The organism is Actinomycetospora lemnae (genome assembly GCF_028737315.1).
Classification (GTDB): domain Bacteria; phylum Actinomycetota; class Actinomycetes; order Mycobacteriales; family Pseudonocardiaceae; genus Actinomycetospora; species Actinomycetospora lemnae.
On sequence record NZ_JAQZAO010000008.1, the window covers coordinates 30,877 to 45,597 of the forward strand.

Below are 14,721 nucleotides of genomic sequence, written 5' to 3' on the forward strand. Positions count from 1 at the left end.
GGCGTCGGGAACGCCGCTCGTGGCGGGCACTACGGTGCCCGCCGTGACCGTTCGGCGCGTCGTCATCCTCGGCGACCCGGTGCTGCACCGGCCCACGCGGCCCGTCGCCCCCGAGGAGCTGGGTGGCGAGTCGCTGCGCGCGCTCGTCGACGACCTCTTCGAGACGATGGACGCCGCGAACGGGGTCGGGCTCGCCGCCAACCAGATCGGCGACGACCGGCGGGTGTTCGTCTTCGACTGCCCCGACCCCGAGCAGGGCGGGGAGCACCGTCGCGGCGTCGTCGTCAACCCCGTCCTGACCGCCGACCCGCCGCCCGGGACCATGCCCGACCCCGACGAGGACGAGGAGGGCTGCCTGTCGGTGCCCGGCGAGTCGTTCCCGACCGGGCGCGCGGCGTACGCCGAGGTGCGGGGCACGGACGTCGACGGCGCCGAGGTCGTCGTCACCGGGACGGGCTACCTGGCCCGCTGCCTGCAGCACGAGACCGACCACCTCGACGGGTACCTCTACGTCGACCGCCTCGTCGGCCGGTACCGCCGCGCCGCCAAGCGCGCCGTCCGCGACCACGGCTGGGGCGTCCCCGGCCACTCCTGGATGCCGGGCGTCGACCCCGACCCGTTCGGGCACTGAGCCGCGCCGTCCGCCCACAGCGGACAGGGCGGTCCGCACGCGTGCAACGGTGTAAGCACGGGTGCATGGACGAGCTCGACGCCTACTCCCGCACCGTGAGCGCGGTCGCGGCCTCCGTGGGCCCGTCGGTCGCCGCGGTGCGCGCGGGGCGGGGCAGCGGGTCGGCCGTGGTCGTCGACCCCGGGGTGCTGGTCACGAACGCCCACGTCGTCGGCGGCCACCGCTCCGGCGAGGTGGCCTACGCCGACGGCAGCGAGGGCCGGGTGACGGTGCGCGGCACCGACCCGCTCTCCGACCTCGCCGTCCTGACGACGCCCGACCCCACCCCGCCCGCGCTGGAGCTGGGCGACGCGGGGCAGCTGGTCGTCGGGCAGCTCGTCGTCGCCGTCGGGAACCCGCTGGGGCTCGCCGGGTCGGTCACGGCCGGCGTGGTCAGCGGCCTGGGCCGGGCGCTGCCGGTACGCAGCCGGACGGCGAGCCGGGTGGTCGAGGACGTCATCCAGACCGACGCCGCGCTGAACCCGGGCAACTCCGGCGGCGCGCTCGCCGACGCCTCGGGGCGCGTGGTCGGCATCAACACCGCCGTCGCCGGGGTGGGCCTGGGCCTCGCGGTGCCGATCACCGCGACGACCCGGCGCATCCTCGCCAGCCTGCGCGAGGACGGGCGCGTGCGCCGCGGCTACCTCGGGCTGGTCGGCGCGCCCGCGCCCCTGCCCGCGGACGTCGCCGCACGCCTGGGGCGTCCGCGCGGCCTGCGCGTCGCCGAGGTCGTGCCGGGCAGCCCCGCCGCCCGCGCCGGCCTGCACGCCGGCGACCTCGTGGTGTCCGCCGACCGCGAGCCGGTCAGCGACGCCCAGGGCCTGCAGCGCCGCCTGTTCGCGACCTCGATCGGGCGCACGATGCCGGTGACGGTGCTGCGGGGCGAGGCCATGGTCGACGTGCTCGCCGTGCCGTCGGAGCTGACCGACCACTGAACACAGGCCGGTCACGGTGAAGGTCGCGGTGCCGGTCGCGTTGCCGGGTGCGGGGTCGACGGTTAGCGTCCGCGCCGTCGTCGGGCACCCCGGCGGCACCACGCGGGAGTCCGCCGGGAGCGGGCTGAGAGGGCGGCTGGTGGCCGCCGACCGCCGGACCAGCCGGGTCATGCCGGCATGGGAGGAACGCCCGATGAGCGGCACCCACGACGGCACCCACGACCGCACCCCGCCCGTCGCGCTCGCGATCGCCGGCACCGACTCCGGCGGCGGCGCCGGGCTGACCGCCGACGTCCGCGCCTTCACCGCCTGCGGCGTCCACGGGGCCGTGGCGGTCGCGGCGGTGACCGTGCAGAACTCGGTCGGCGTCGAGGGCTTCCACGCGATCCCGCCCGACGTCGTCGCCGCCCAGATCCGGACGGTCGCGGGCGACATGGGCGTCGACGCCGCGAAGACGGGGATGCTCGCGTCGACCGAGATCATCGAGGCGGTCGCCGCGGCCGGCGACGAGGTCGGGCTCGGCACGCGGGTGCCGTTCGTCGTCGACCCCGTGGCGGCGTCGATGCACGGCCACCAGCTCCTGGCCGACGACGCACTGGACACGCTGCGCTCGGTGCTGATCCCGCGCGCCACGCTCGTCACGCCGAACCTCGACGAGGTGCGCCTGCTCGTCGGGGTCGAGGTGGTCGACGACGCCTCCGCGCGCGCGGCCGCCCGGGCGCTGCTCGACCTCGGGGCGGGCGCGGCGCTGGTCAAGGGCGGGCACCTGACCGGCTCGCCGGACGTCGTCGACCTGCTCGTGTGCGCCGACGGCACCGAGCGCGCGTTCTCCTCCCCGCGCCGCGACACCGAGCACAGCCACGGTGGCGGGGACTCGCTGGCGTCGTCGATCACGGCGGGGCTGGCGCGGGGCATGGCGCTGGTGGACGCCGTGGCGCTGGGCAAGGCGTACATCACCCGCGCGGTCGACCACGCCTACCCGCTCGGCGCCGGCCACGGGCCCGTGTCGTCGCTGTGGTCGGTGGCTGCGTGGGAGCCGGGCGCCTGACGCGATGATGTCGTGATGGCCGAGACCCCGCCCCGGGCGCTGACGATCGCCGGCTCCGACTCCGGCGGCGCCGCCGGGCTCGAGGCCGACCTGCGGGCGATGACCGCGTGCGGGGTGCACGGGTGCGTGGCCGTCACCGCGGTGACCGTGCAGAACTCGCTCGGGGTCTCCGGGGTGCACCTGGTGCCGCCGGAGACGGTCGCGGCCCAGGTCCGTGCCGTGGTCACCGACATCGGCGTGGGCGCGGCGAAGACCGGGATGCTCGCGTCGGCGCCGATCATCGAGGCGGTCGCGGACGTCGTCGACGAGGTCGGCATCGGGCGCGGGGAGGGGCCGGACACGAGGCGCGGCGGAGCGCGACCGTCGACGACCGTGCCCTTCGTCGTCGACCCCGTCGCGGCGTCGATGGCCGGGGAGCCCCTGCTCGCCGAGGACGCGATGGAGGCCATCCGGACGCGGCTGTTCCCGCGCGCGGCGCTCGCCACCCCGAACCTCGACGAGGTGCGCCTGCTCGTCGGCGTGACCGTCACCGACACGGCGAGCGCGCTCGAGGCGGCCAAAGCGCTGCACGCACTGGGACCGCGGTACGTGCTGGTCAAGGGCGGGCACCTGCGCGGGTCGCCGGAGGTCACCGACCTGCTCTACGACGGGTCCGAGTCCTGGGAGTTCTCCGGCCCGCGCATCGACACCCCCGACGTGCACGGCGCGGGCGACGCCCTGGCCAGCGCGACCTGCGCCGCGCTGGCCCGGGGCCTGGCGATGCCCGACGCCGTCGCCTCCGCCGAGCGCTACATCCGCCGCGCGGTCGCCGAGTCCTACCCCCTCGGCGCGGGCGTCGGCCCGGTGTCGCCACTGTGGGCCGTGCAGGCGCACCGGTGAGGTGCGCTGCGCGCAGGTGAGCAGAAAGACGTGCTGGAGCACTTCTTTCTGCTCACGAGCGCGGAGCGCACCCGAGCTCGCGGATCGGCGCACCGTCGGCCCAGGCCCGGATGTCCTCGACGGCGTCGCGGTAGAAGACGTCGTAGGTGCCCTCGGTGACGTAGCCGAGGTGCGGGGTGAGCACGGTGTTCGGCGCCGTGCGCAGCGGTGAGTCCACCGGCAGCGGCTCGGTGCCGAACACGTCGAGCCCCGCACCCCCGATCGTCCCGGCGTGCAGGGCCTCGACCAGCGCGTCCTCGTCCACGATCGGGCCACGCGAGGTGTTGACCAGCAGCGCCGTCGGCTTCATCCGCGCCAGGTCGTCGCGGCCGATCAGGCCGGTGGTGCGTGCGGAGAGCTTGAGGTGGACGGTCACGACGTCCGACGTCGCGAACAGCTCGTCCTTGTCCACCGGCGTCACGCCGGCGGCGCGGGCGTCGTCCGGGTCGAGGTGGCTGCTCCAGGCCACGACGTCCATGCCGAGGGCGAGCCCGACGGCGGCGACGGGCGCACCGATGCCGCCGAGCCCCACGACGCCGAGCCGCCGGCCGGCGAGGTCGCGACCCACGGTGTGCTGCCAGCGGCCCTCGCGGACCGCCCGGTCCTCGGCGGGGACGTGCCGGGCGAGCGCGTGGATCAGCGCCCACGTCATCTCGACGGTCGGGGCGTTGCTCGACACCCCGCCGGTGCCCGACACCGTCACCCCGCGCTCGCGGGCCGCGGCGACGTCGATGGCGACGTTCGCGGGGCCCGTCGTCACCAGCAGGCCGAGGCGCGGCAGGCGCTCGAGGACGTCGGCCGGGAAGGCGGTGCGCTCGCGCATGGCGACGACGACGTCGTAGGGCTCGAGCGCGGCGACGACGCCGTCGGCGTCCCCGAGGTGCTGGCCGAAGAACGTGACCTCCTCCGCACCGAGGGCGTCCCAGTCGGCGTAGGTGGACGCGACCTGCTGGTAGTCGTCGAGGACGGCGATGCGCCGCGGGGCACGGGGGTGGGCCACGGGCGGTGTGTGCCCTCGGGGGTGCGGGGGCACACACCCGCCGTGCCTGCCGACCCCGACCCCGCGCCCGTCCTCCGACCGACGCGCGCGGGCTGGCCGGTGTACGCCGAGCGCCCGCGACGCCGGGCACGCCAGTTCCTCGCCGACGTCGCGGTACTGGCGTGGGTGGCGATCGTGGTGTCTCTCGCGACCCTCCTGTACGACGCCGTGCTCACCCTGCAGGGCCCGGGGCGCCAGCTCGGCGACGCGGGCGCGAACGTGCGCGACACCTTCGCCGGCGCCGCCGAGACCGCCGGCGGCGTGCCGTTCGTCGGCGACGACCTCGCGCGCGCCCTCTCCGGCGGCACCCGTGCCGGGGAGAACATCGTCGCGGCCGGGGAGCAGGAGATCGCGGCGGTCGAGGCGCTGGCCTCGGGACTGGCGTGGACCGTCGGGCTGATCGCCGTCGTGCCCGTCGTCGTCGCGTGGGTCGTGCTGCGGGTGCGTTGGATGATCGCGGCGCGCGCCGTGCTCGCCCTGCGCGACGGGCTGCGCGGGGACGTGGGCGACGCCGACCTGCTCGCCCTGCGCGCGCTGTCCCACGGCTCGCCGCGGCGCCTCGCGCGGGTGCCCGACGCGGCGGCCGGCTGGCGCCGCGGAGACCCCCGCGTGCTCGCCCGCCTCGCCGAGATGGAGCTCGGCCGCCTCGGGCTGCGGGGCCCGACCCTCGTCCGGGCTCCGGCCGGGGGCGTACCGTCCGGGGCCGTACCGGACGAAACGGACGGCGCACAGGGGGCCGGCCCCGGACGTCCCGCCGGGGTCGACCCCGACGAACGGTGGGGTGACACACCCCCGCCACCGGGTCCGCGAGGCCCCCTGACGTCCTAGCCTCGGCCCCCGGTCGGCGTCGTCGCTCGCGGGGGAGGCAGAGTGGACACGGTGGTGGACCCTTCACGCCTGGCCGCACTGCGGTCGCGCGTCGTGGGCTGGGCAGCGCGCCGCTACCTCGCCTGGCGCAGCCGCCGCGGGCTGGACCCCGTCACGCTGCTGCCCGACCACGCCCTGACACCGTTGCGCCGCGACGGCCTCGACCCCGTGCCGGCGATGCGCGAGGCCCGCGAGGACGCCCCGGTGCGCCACTTCCCCATGCCCTTCGGGGTGACGGCGTGGCTGGTCACCGGGCACGAGGAGGCCCGCGCGGTCCTGGGCCGCACGCAGGGCCTGTCCAACGACTTCAGCCACCTCATCGGGCAGGCGGGCGTCAAGGAGGGGCAGAACCCCGGCGGCCTCGGCTTCACCGACCCGCCGGAGCACACCCGCCTGCGCCACCTGCTGACGCCCGAGTTCACGCTGCGCCGCCTGGCGCGCCTCGGGCCGCGGATCACCGAGATCGTCGAGGGCCGCCTCGACGCGATGGAGGAGCTGGCCGCCCGCGGCGAGCCGGTGGACCTCGTGCGCGACTTCGCGACCCCGATCCCCTCGCTGACCATCTGCGAGCTGCTCGGCATCCCCTACGACGAGCGCGACGAGTTCCAGGCGCTGTCCACGGCGCGGTTCGACCTGCTCGGCGGGGCCACCGCCGCCTTCGACAAGATCTCGGAGTCGCTGGTCTACCTGCGCGGGGTCATCGAGCGCCAGCGCGTCGAGCCCGGCGAGGGCCTGCTCGGCCAGCTCATCCGTGACCACGGCGACGAGCTCGACACCGACGAGCTCGCCGAGCTCGCCGACGGTCTGCTCACCGGCGGGCTCGAGACGTCGGCGTCGATGCTGGCGCTCGGGGCCATGGTGCTGCTGCGCGACCCCGACAGCTTCGCGCTCGTGCGCGACGAGCCGGCCGCGGTGCACGGGTTCGTCGAGGAGCTGCTGCGCTACCTGACCGTCGTCCAGATCGCCTTCCCGCGCTTCGCGACCGAGGACATGACCCTCGGCGGCGTCGCGATCAGCAAGGGCGACGGGCTGCTCGTGTCGCTCTCGGCCGCCGACCGCGACCCGCGCCTGACCCCGGACCCCGAGCGGTTCGACCCCCGCCGCCCGCCGACGCCGCACCTCGCGTTCGGGCACGGCATCCACCGCTGCATCGGCGCCGAGCTCGCCCGCATGGAGCTGCGCACGGCCTACCCGGCCCTTGTGCGCCGGTTCCCGGGCCTGCGCCTGGCCCCTGACGCCGGGACGCTCGACGACCAGCCGTTCCGGACCACCTCGATCGTCTACGGCGTCGACGCCCTTCCCGTCGCCCTGCGCTGAGCCGCCGGCAGGTCCGAGCGATGCGGCATCGCCGGGGTCAGTCCGCATCCTCGCCCCAACCTCGCCCCGCGCGACACGCCGAGGACCTGACGCCGGCTGGCGCACGGGGTGTTGCCAGCCTGGCGTCCACGCTGACGCTCAACGCCAGGAACGGACCCACGATCACCGCGTCGGCCGGGGCGCCCCGGCCTCCCGCTCGGCCGGCGCGCGGTCGAATGCTGCGATGCGGGCGGTGTCGGCGACCACGCGCTCGCCATCACACGCGCTCGAGGGCGCGTTCGTGCTCAGCCGGGCGCTGCGCTCCGCCGAGCCCATCGGCCGCGGCAAGGCTCGCCCTCACAGGCCCGCGCTGACTCGAGCGGGTGAGTTTCCTGGCGTCTGACGCCAGCGTGGCCGCCAGGCTGACACACCCCGTGCGTGCGACATCGCAGCCGGGGTCCGCGTGATCGAAGTACCGATACGGACGTTCAACGTCCGCGACGGCACTTCGCTGACACCCCTGGCGCGCTACTCCACCGCCGGGCTCGAGGCCTGGGCCCACCAGCGGCGGGGGATGCGCCCGGCGCCGTGGGCCGCGCGGCCGGCCTCGACGGCCAGGCGCATGGCGTGGGCCATGGTCTCCGGGTCCGAGGCGCGGGTGACGGCCGTGGCGAGCAGCACCGCGTCGCACCCCAGCTCCATCGCCCGGGCCGCCTCGGACGCCGTGCCGATCCCCGCGTCGAGCACCACCGGCACGGGCGAGGCGGCCGTGATCATCTCGATGTTGTGCGGGTTCCGGATGCCCAGCCCGGTCCCGATCGGCGAGCCCAGCGGCATGACCGCCGCGCACCCGGCGTCGGCGAGCTTCGCCGCGAGCACCGGGTCGTCGTTCGTGTAGGGCAGCACGGTGAAGCCGTCGTCGACGAGCTGCTCGGCGGCGTCGAGCAGCTCGATCGGGTCGGGCAGCAGGGTCCGGTCGTCGAACACGACCTCGAGCTTCACCATGTCCGTGCCCAGTGCCTCGCGTGCCATCCGCGCGGTGTGCACCGCCTCGGCGGCCGTGCGGCACCCCGCGGTGTTGGGCAGCGCCTCGATCCCCAGCCGCTCGAGCAGCGCGAGCACGCCCGGCCCGCCGTCGGCGTCGAGGCGGCGCATGGCCACCGTGGTCAGCTCCGTGCCCGACGCGACGAGCGCGCGCTCGAGCACCGCCAGCCCCGAGGCGCCCCCGGTGCCCATGATCAGCCGCGAGCCGAACTTGCGGCCGCCGATCTCCAGCGGTTCCACGTCAGCCCCCCTGCACCGCGGTCAGCACCTCGACCCGCGAGCCCTCGATCAGCTGCACGGTCGCCCAGCTCGCCCGCGGGACCACGGTGCCGTCGACGGCGACGGCGACGCCCCGCTCCGGCACGCCGTGCGCGTCCATGAGCGCGGCGACGGTGGTGCCCGCGGGCACGTCGCGCTGGTCGTCGTTGAGCCAGACGGTGGTCATCGCTCCCCCTCCCTGCGCCGGCATGACCCGGATCAGGTTCGACGGTCGGAGCCGCAGCTCCCTCTCAGCCCGTGGCCGGGCTCCCGTGGTGTCCGGTTTCACCGTACGCGCGCCGGTCAGGGCCGTGCAGCCGCCGACCGGTCCGCCGCCGCCGGCCGGGCCTCGTCGGGCAGCGCCTCCCCGCGCAGGACCGCGGCGACGGCGTCGACCGTGACCGCCACCAGCAGCATCCCGTTGCGCCCGTGGCCGGTCGCCGCGACGAGCCCCGCGGGGCCGACCGCGCCGAGCAGCGGGAGGTTGTCGTCCGTGCCGGGACGGAACGAGGCCGCGGTCTCCTCGAGGGCGTAGTCCGCGATGCCGGGCAGGACCCGCTCGACATCGGCGACGAGGTCGCGCACGCCACCGACCAGCACGTCCGGGTCGAAGCCGGCCTCGTACTGCGTCGCGCCGACGACCAGCCGCCCGCCGTCGCGCGGCACCGCGTACACCGGCCGCCCGCTCACCGCCGCGCGGACGGTGCGCGACGGCGGCGGCAGCGACGTCCGCCGGGCCCGCACGCGCAGGATCTCCCCCTTGACGGGCCGGACCCGCTCGGCGAGCACCGGGTGCAGCGCCGCCGACCACGCCCCCGCGGCGACGACCACCCGGTCGGCCTCGAGCACCCCGTCGTCCAGCTCGACCCCCGTCACCCGCACCCCGTCGTCGACCACGCGCTCCACCCGGCGGCGCTCGACGACGACCCCCCGCGCACGGCCCGCGTCCGAGAGCGCCGCGAGCAGCGCCCGGTTGTCGACGGCGAGGTCGTCGGGCACCGCGAGCCCGGCCCGCACCGCCGGCCCGAGCGCGGGCTCGAGACGCCGCACGGCCCGCCCGGACAACCGCTCGACCTCGCGGCCCCAGGCGCGCAGGTGCTCGGCGACGCGGTCGAGGTCGGCGACGTCCGCGGCGTCGAGCGCCACCTGCACCGTGCCCTCCCGGCGCAGCCCGACCGGCCGGCCCGCGTCCTGCGCCACCGCCTCCGCGAACGCCGGCCACCGCGCCAGCGACGCCGCGCCGAGCTCGAGGACCTCCCGCTCGCCGGGCCACGCCTCGCTGATCGGGGCGAGCATGCCCCCGGCCACCCGCGAGGCCCCGGAGCCGGGGTCGGGGTCGACGAGCACGACCTCGCCCGCCACCCGCTCCCGCGCCGCAGCCCAGGCGATCGCGGACCCCACCGCGCCCGCACCCACGACGACGAGCCGGTCCCGCACGGTCACGCACGGTACGCGATAGCGTCGCGACGGTGAGTGCGCCGACCACCGACCGGACCGACCGCCGCGCGCGCCTGCAGGAGGCCCGGCTCTACCTGTGCACCGACGCGCGCCGCGACCGCGGGGACCTCGCCGCGTTCGCCGACGCCGCCCTGCGCGGCGGGGTCGACGTCGTCCAGCTGCGCGAGAAGGGCCTGGAGGCGCGCGAGGAGCTGGCCGCGCTGGAGGTCCTGGGGGCGGCGGCGCGGCGGCACGGGGCCCTGCTCGCCGTCAACGACCGCGCCGACCTGGCCCTCGCCGCCGGCGCCGACGTCCTGCACCTCGGCCAGGACGACCTGCCCGTACCCTGGGCGCGCCGGGTGGTGGGCGACGACGTGCTCATCGGCCGCTCCACCCACGACGCCGACCAGGCCGCCGCGGCCGCCACCGAGCCCGGCGCCGACTACTTCTGCACCGGCCCCTGCTGGCCCACGCCGACCAAGCCCGGCCGCCCCGCTCCCGGCCTCGACCTCGTGCGTACCACCGCCGCCGCGGCACCCGCGCGGCCCTGGTTCGCGATCGGTGGCATCGACCGGGACCGGCTCGGCGAGGTCCTCGACGCCGGCGCCACGCGCATCGTCGTCGTCCGCGCGATCACCGACGCCGACGACCCGGAGGCCGCGGCCCGCGAGCTGCGGGGTGCGCTGGCGCGCAGGTGAGGAGGTGAGCAGGTGAGCAGAAAGGAGCGCTCCAGCACGCTTTTCTGCTCACGTGCGCGGAGCGCACCTCACGTCGCCACGGCCAGGGTGAGCCGCTCGGCGCGCAGGACCTCCTCGATCGGCTGGTAGAGGCTCGTGCCGCCGGCGCGGGTGCAGTCGCCCGTGCCGCCCGACAGCACCCCCAGCGCCGAGCTGCCGGAGACGAACGGGCCGCCCGAGTCGCCGCCCTCGCTGCACGCCGTCGTCAGCACGAGGCCCTCGACGGGGCCGGCGGGGTAGTTGGCGGTGACGTCGACCGCGGTGACCGTGCCGCAGCGCCACCCCGTCGTCGACCCCGAACGGCACACCGAGGCACCGACGGGCGCGGTCGCGACGCCCGTCATCGCGCGCGTCGTGGAGCCCTCCGCGGCCACCGACGGCGTCGGTCGCCAGCCCGGGCCGACGTCGACGACGCCCCAGTCGCCCGTGCGGTCGAACACCGAGCTGCGGATCGGGCCGATCGGCGCGGCGTTGGCGCCGGTGACCTCGCCGCCGCGGTTGGTGCAGTGCCCGGCGGTGACGAGCCGGGGCTCGCCGGTGGAGGTGCGCGCCGAGAACCCCAACGAGCACCGCGACCGGCCGATCCGGATGATGTCGCCCCCGACGAGGTCGTAGACGGGCGGGTCGGCGCGGGGCGTCGGGGCCGCGACGCCCTCGACCACGCGCACCGAGGCGTCCACCCGGCGCGCCTCCTCGACGAACGCGGCACCCCGGGCGTCGCGGGGCTGCGCGCTCAGCGCGAGGACCACCGTGCGCGTCGCTCGGTCCACCCACCAGGCGCTGACGGCCGCCGGCGCGCCCCGCTGCTCGGCGAGCCCGTCCAGGCGCTCCTTGACCGCGGTCAGCTCCGCGTCCGTCGACGCCGGAGCCGCGGGCGCCGCCGAGGCCGCCGGCGCCGGGTCCAGCAGCACCACGGCCACCACGAGCACCGCCACGAGCACCGCCACGAGCAGGCCGCCGCGCCCACGCCCAGCCACGCCCACCCCCTGCACACCCGAAGACCCGTCACTCGACCGTCGGTCGAGACGACGACGGCCGGGCGAACGCTAGATCGTCCGCCCGGCCGTCCGTGGGAGTGGCGCCGAGATGTCAGCCGTTGGTGGCCCCGCCGCCGGACCCGTTCGAGGCCCCCGGCACCAGGTTCGGCAGGACCCCGCCCGGCGAGGTCCGCGTCGTCGGCCGCGAGGTGCTGGTGTCCGGCTGCTGGGTCGCCGTGTCACCGCCCTGCTGCTCGTCCTGCTGCTGCTCCTGGCTGCTCGAGGTGGAGGTCGGCGCGTCGGTGTCCTCGGTCGCCGAGTCCGAGGGGGTCGTGGTGGCCTCGCTCGCGTCGGTCTGCTGACCGAACAGGCTCCCCACCGACGTCCCGCTCGACCCGCCGGACAGCGGTCCGCCGGCCGCGGTCTCGACGCCGAACGTCGCGAGCAGCGCGATGACGAACACGCTGGCCGCGAGGCCGCCGAGGGTGACCCACGTCTTCCAGCCCAGCCCCTTGAGGATGGCCAGCGCGCCCGCGAGCGAGAAGCGACGCCGCGGCGGCTCCGGCTCGAGCGGCGCCACCTGGGTGACGTCACCCGGACCACCGGGTCCACCAGGACCGCCGGGCCCACCGGGACCCGTGGGCCGTCCCGGCTGCCCCATGACCGCGGTCGGGCCGCCGCCGGGCGGCGTGCCCGTCTGGCGGCTCTGCGGGATGAACGCCGTCGAGCGGGCCTCGGTCGGTGGGGCACCGGGCGCACCGGGTGCCCCCGGCGCCAGCGAGGTCGGCGGGCCGTTCGGGTCCACCCGCGCGTGCACGCGGGTCGGGTCGCCGACGCCCTCGGCGCGCAGCGCCACGCGTCCGGGCTGCAGGGGCCGCCCCGGTCCGGTCGGCGGCCCCACGGGCCCCGGCACGCGACGCGTCGGGTCGCCCGGCGGGGTGCCCGGGCGCGCCTGGCGCTGGGAGGGCGGGACCGGGACGCCCGGGCCGGGCGTGGGCGGGCCCATCGGGCGCTGGCCGGGCTGCACCCGGGTGGGCGCCGCCGGACCCTGCGGCGCCTGCACCTGCGCCGGTCGGCCCGCGGCGCGACCGACGGCCGTCGCCACCTTCGTGTTGGCGCCGGCGACGACGAGGCGCTCCTTGACCCGGTCGCGGGTGACCTCGAGCGACTTCTGGTACAGCGCCGCGCCGACCGTGGAGATGATCGACGCGAGCGCGGCGCCTCCGATGGTGCCGACCACGCCGATGAACGACCCGAGGATCGCCGCCGTGGCGGCCGCCAGCGCACTGGCGATGATCTGCGGGAAGGTCAGGCCGAGCCCTTGCGAGGAGGAGGCGTCGGGCTTCTCTTCGGGGTTCGCTGGTGACATGGCTCCCGGACACGGATCGGGGTCAGCTGGTGCGGCCTGGCGTGCCGGCGGGTGCGTCCGCGTCTCTCGACGCACCGCCGACCACACCCGACGACGCCCGTCCATCGTCCCCCGTTGTCCGTGCGTGAGAGCGTTCACCCACGGACCAAGTCGGTCCCCTCCGACCAGCCCAATCGCTCGGCCGAACGGCTCAGGACCCCTCGCCGGAGCGCGGGACGACGGGACGCAAAGGCCCGGGGTGCCCGGTCGGCAGGGCCGAGCGAACCAACGGCCACGAGGCTGCGACACAGACCACGACGAGCGGCCACGTCAGCACGATCTGGGCGATGCCGAGGGCCACGACCTGGTCCGCAGCCCACAGGCCCGTGAACACCACGACGCGCACCGCGTACTGGGCGACCCACACCCAGCTCGCCCGGCAGTAGCCGCGCACGAGGTCCGGGTCGCGGCGCCACAGGGTCGGCCTGCCGGTCAGCGCGCCCACGACCAGCCCGAGCAGGGGCCAGCGGATCGCGATCGAGACGAGCCAGGCGGCGAGGCTGCCGGCGTTGGCGACGATGCGGGGCAGGAAGAAGTCCTGGGCGCGGCCCGTGTACAGCGCGAGGAGGGCCGCACCCACGGCGAGCAGCAGCCCGACGGCCACGGCGCGCGGGCGCTCGCCGCGGCGGTGCCGCCACAGCGCGATCCCCCCGGCGGCGACGACCGCGAGGACCCCGCCGACCAGCACCGGCTGCGCGGCGCCCCGCGCGCCGGCGACGAGCCACCCGACGACGAACGCCACCGACGGCACGGTCGCGTCGAGCGCCTGGCCCTTCCCGCCGAGGATCTCGGTGAAGGGGTTGGGCCCGTGCCCCGCGGGGGCGTCCCCGGCGCGCCCGTCGCGCCGCTGCTCGTCGGGCACGGTCAACCGGTGGTCTCCGGGGCCCAACCCGGCGCACGGCCCTGGCGCGCCATCTCGGCGGTGAACGCCGGCGACGGCGTGCTCGGGCTCGAGATCTCGACCAGCATCCCGTTGGGGTCGGTGACGAGCATCTGGCGCCGGCCGTGGAAGAGGTCCCGCGGCGGCGCGACCAGCGGCAGCCGCAGCCGCCGGGCCTCGGCGTGCACGGCGTCCACGTCGTCGACGACGAAGGTGAGGATCACCCCGGCCGGGTCGGCCCGGTACGGGGGCGGCACCAGCTCGTGGCCGACGGCCCAGATCGCGAGCTCGTGGACGTCGCCGGCGTCGGGTCCGTCGGTGCGTCGCAGCGCCACGTACCAGTCGCTGTCGAAGGCGACCTCGAAGCCGAGGAGGGCGACGTAGAAGTCCCGCGTCTCGGGCAGCCGGTCGGACAGGACGGTGGGGAACGAGCGGCGCATCGCCATGCGTCGGATCCTCTCTCCGGCGGGACCTCCATCGTCGCGCACGGCCGGGCCTCACCCGGTCGGGGGGCCGATCACGTGTCGATCACACGTCGTCGGCCACCGCGAGACGGTCGGTGCCGACGGTTGCCCGGATGACCGCCCAGCACGACTCGGTCAGCTGGGTCGCGAGCTCGTCGCGGGTGGCGCCGTGGGGCTCGTCGAGCCAGTGCGCGCTCGCCGAGTCGACCATCCCGACCAGCCCGAACGCGAGCGGGTGGGCCACCGGGGGCGGGATCTCGGCGCCCAGCGAGCCGTCGACGAGCATGCCCGCGATGTGCGCGGCGACCGTCGCGCGCACGTTCGTCGTGGCCGACTCCCCGCCGGTGCCGAACGAGGTCCGCTTGAGGTAGCGGTAGACGTTGGCGTTCGCCTCGAGCCAGCCCAGGTGCGCCCGCAGCGCCTTCGCGAGCATCTCAAACGGGCGGCCCGACGGTCGCCACACCGGCTCGAGCTCGTGGACCAGCCGTTCGACCGAGCGCGCGGCGATGGCGCTCTGCAGGTCGTCGCGGCCGTCGAAGTGGCGGTACAGCCCGGGCCGTGACACCCCGGCGCGGGCGGCGATCTGCTCGGTGGTGACCTCGGGGCCGTGCTCACCGATGGCCGCCACCGCGGCGTCGACCAGCTCGAGACGCCGGGCCTCGCGGTGTCCGGCCCACCGCGCGGCCCGTCCGTCGACGGGCTCGTGCTCGGTCTCGGACATGGTCCGGTCAGCGTGGCACCGC

The 14,721-nt window shown here is 76.7% G+C and carries 16 protein-coding genes and 1 riboswitch; of the genes, 7 read left to right on the forward strand and 9 right to left on the reverse strand.

Translation table 11 applies throughout. The annotated features are described in order from the left end of the window. The first annotated feature begins 43 nt into the window (after positions 1-43). The 4 genes from PGB27_RS18465 to PGB27_RS18480 all read left to right on the forward strand — a co-directional run bounded on the left by PGB27_RS18465 (position 44) and on the right by PGB27_RS18480 (position 3,532). Positions 44-631, forward strand: a complete 588-nt coding sequence (locus PGB27_RS18465; protein ID WP_274201861.1) for a peptide deformylase — start codon at positions 44-46, stop codon at positions 629-631. 65 nt (positions 632-696) lie between these two features. Beyond that, positions 697-1,605, forward strand: coding sequence for a S1C family serine protease (locus PGB27_RS18470; RefSeq protein WP_274201862.1), 909 nt, complete (start codon positions 697-699; stop codon positions 1,603-1,605). Positions 1,606-1,798: 193 nt separating this feature from the next. Further along, positions 1,799-2,653 carry a bifunctional hydroxymethylpyrimidine kinase/phosphomethylpyrimidine kinase gene (thiD, locus tag PGB27_RS18475; RefSeq protein WP_274201863.1) on the forward strand — a complete coding sequence of 285 codons (855 nt, stop codon included), beginning with the start codon at positions 1,799-1,801 and terminating at the stop codon, positions 2,651-2,653. A 15-nt stretch (positions 2,654-2,668) separates the two neighbouring features. Beyond that, entirely contained in the window at positions 2,669-3,532 is an 864-nt protein-coding gene (locus PGB27_RS18480) for a hydroxymethylpyrimidine/phosphomethylpyrimidine kinase (protein ID WP_274201864.1), read from the forward strand. Positions 3,533-3,584: 52 nt separating this feature from the next. Here the strand turns inward: PGB27_RS18480 and PGB27_RS18485 are convergent, their stop codons facing one another. Next, entirely contained in the window at positions 3,585-4,571 is a 987-nt protein-coding gene (locus tag PGB27_RS18485) for a D-2-hydroxyacid dehydrogenase family protein (protein ID WP_274201865.1), read from the reverse strand. A gap of 42 nt (positions 4,572-4,613) precedes the next feature. Here PGB27_RS18485 and PGB27_RS18490 point away from each other — a divergent pair, with 42 nt between their 5' ends. Together PGB27_RS18490 and PGB27_RS18495 are read left to right on the forward strand one after the other, a co-directional pair. Then, positions 4,614-5,438 (forward strand): hypothetical protein, encoded by an 825-nt coding sequence (locus tag PGB27_RS18490; RefSeq protein WP_274201866.1) that lies wholly within the window; start codon positions 4,614-4,616, stop codon positions 5,436-5,438. Positions 5,439-5,507: 69 nt separating this feature from the next. Then, entirely contained in the window at positions 5,508-6,794 is a 1,287-nt protein-coding gene (locus PGB27_RS18495; RefSeq protein WP_274202148.1) for a cytochrome P450, read from the forward strand. Between the two features lie 507 nt (positions 6,795-7,301). Here PGB27_RS18495 and thiG read toward each other — a convergent pair. From thiG to thiO, 3 genes are all read right to left on the reverse strand, one after another. Further along, positions 7,302-8,057 carry a thiazole synthase gene (gene thiG, locus PGB27_RS18500; RefSeq protein ID WP_274201867.1) on the reverse strand — a complete coding sequence of 252 codons (756 nt, stop codon included), beginning with the start codon at positions 8,055-8,057 and terminating at the stop codon, positions 7,302-7,304. Between the two features lies 1 nt (position 8,058). Further along, on the reverse strand, positions 8,059-8,262 hold the full coding sequence (gene thiS, locus PGB27_RS18505) for a sulfur carrier protein ThiS (RefSeq protein ID WP_274201868.1): 204 nt from the start codon (positions 8,260-8,262) through the stop codon (positions 8,059-8,061). Continuing rightward, positions 8,255-8,359: riboswitch (TPP riboswitch) on the reverse strand. Its footprint overlaps the gene before it by 8 nt. Before the next feature lie 19 nt (positions 8,360-8,378). After that, a complete protein-coding gene (gene thiO / locus PGB27_RS18510) occupies positions 8,379-9,518 on the reverse strand; it encodes a glycine oxidase ThiO (protein ID WP_408630093.1) in 1,140 nt (379 codons plus the stop codon). A gap of 26 nt (positions 9,519-9,544) precedes the next feature. On the opposite strand from thiO, the gene thiE reads away from it, so the two are divergent. Beyond that, positions 9,545-10,210, forward strand: a complete 666-nt coding sequence (gene thiE, locus PGB27_RS18515) for a thiamine phosphate synthase (protein WP_274201869.1) — start codon at positions 9,545-9,547, stop codon at positions 10,208-10,210. A 68-nt stretch (positions 10,211-10,278) separates the two neighbouring features. Here the strand turns inward: thiE and PGB27_RS18520 are convergent, their stop codons facing one another. The 5 genes from PGB27_RS18520 to PGB27_RS18540 form a co-directional block, all read right to left on the reverse strand. Then, the gene (locus PGB27_RS18520) at positions 10,279-11,226 is read right to left on the reverse strand and encodes a S1 family peptidase (protein ID WP_274201870.1); all 948 of its coding nucleotides are present in this window, start codon (positions 11,224-11,226) and stop codon (positions 10,279-10,281) included. Between the two features lie 112 nt (positions 11,227-11,338). After that, positions 11,339-12,595, reverse strand: coding sequence for a hypothetical protein (locus tag PGB27_RS18525; protein ID WP_274201871.1), 1,257 nt, complete (start codon positions 12,593-12,595; stop codon positions 11,339-11,341). A gap of 190 nt (positions 12,596-12,785) precedes the next feature. Next, positions 12,786-13,496: a DUF3159 domain-containing protein gene (locus PGB27_RS18530; RefSeq protein ID WP_274202150.1), complete on the reverse strand. Its 711-nt coding sequence runs from the start codon at positions 13,494-13,496 to the stop codon at positions 12,786-12,788. Between the two features lie 2 nt (positions 13,497-13,498). Beyond that, positions 13,499-13,960: a VOC family protein gene (locus PGB27_RS18535; RefSeq protein ID WP_274201872.1), complete on the reverse strand. Its 462-nt coding sequence runs from the start codon at positions 13,958-13,960 to the stop codon at positions 13,499-13,501. An 82-nt stretch (positions 13,961-14,042) separates the two neighbouring features. Then, positions 14,043-14,699 carry a TetR/AcrR family transcriptional regulator gene (locus PGB27_RS18540; protein ID WP_274201873.1) on the reverse strand — a complete coding sequence of 219 codons (657 nt, stop codon included), beginning with the start codon at positions 14,697-14,699 and terminating at the stop codon, positions 14,043-14,045. Between the last annotated feature and the right edge of the window lie 22 nt (positions 14,700-14,721).

Bases quoted from the DNA above. Each gene is read 5' to 3' on its own strand.
- PGB27_RS18470 (WP_274201862.1), top strand. From the start codon at position 697: ATGGACGAGCTCGACGCCTACTCCCGCACCGTGAGCGCGGTCGCGGCC.
- thiD (WP_274201863.1), top strand. From the start codon at position 1,799: ATGAGCGGCACCCACGACGGCACCCACGACCGCACCCCGCCCGTCGCG.
- PGB27_RS18480 (WP_274201864.1), top strand. From the start codon at position 2,669: ATGGCCGAGACCCCGCCCCGGGCGCTGACGATCGCCGGCTCCGACTCC.
- thiS (WP_274201868.1), bottom strand. From the start codon at position 8,262: ATGACCACCGTCTGGCTCAACGACGACCAGCGCGACGTGCCCGCGGGC.
- PGB27_RS18525 (WP_274201871.1), bottom strand. From the start codon at position 12,595: ATGTCACCAGCGAACCCCGAAGAGAAGCCCGACGCCTCCTCCTCGCAA.
- PGB27_RS18535 (WP_274201872.1), bottom strand. From the start codon at position 13,960: ATGGCGATGCGCCGCTCGTTCCCCACCGTCCTGTCCGACCGGCTGCCC.
- PGB27_RS18540 (WP_274201873.1), bottom strand. From the start codon at position 14,699: ATGTCCGAGACCGAGCACGAGCCCGTCGACGGACGGGCCGCGCGGTGG.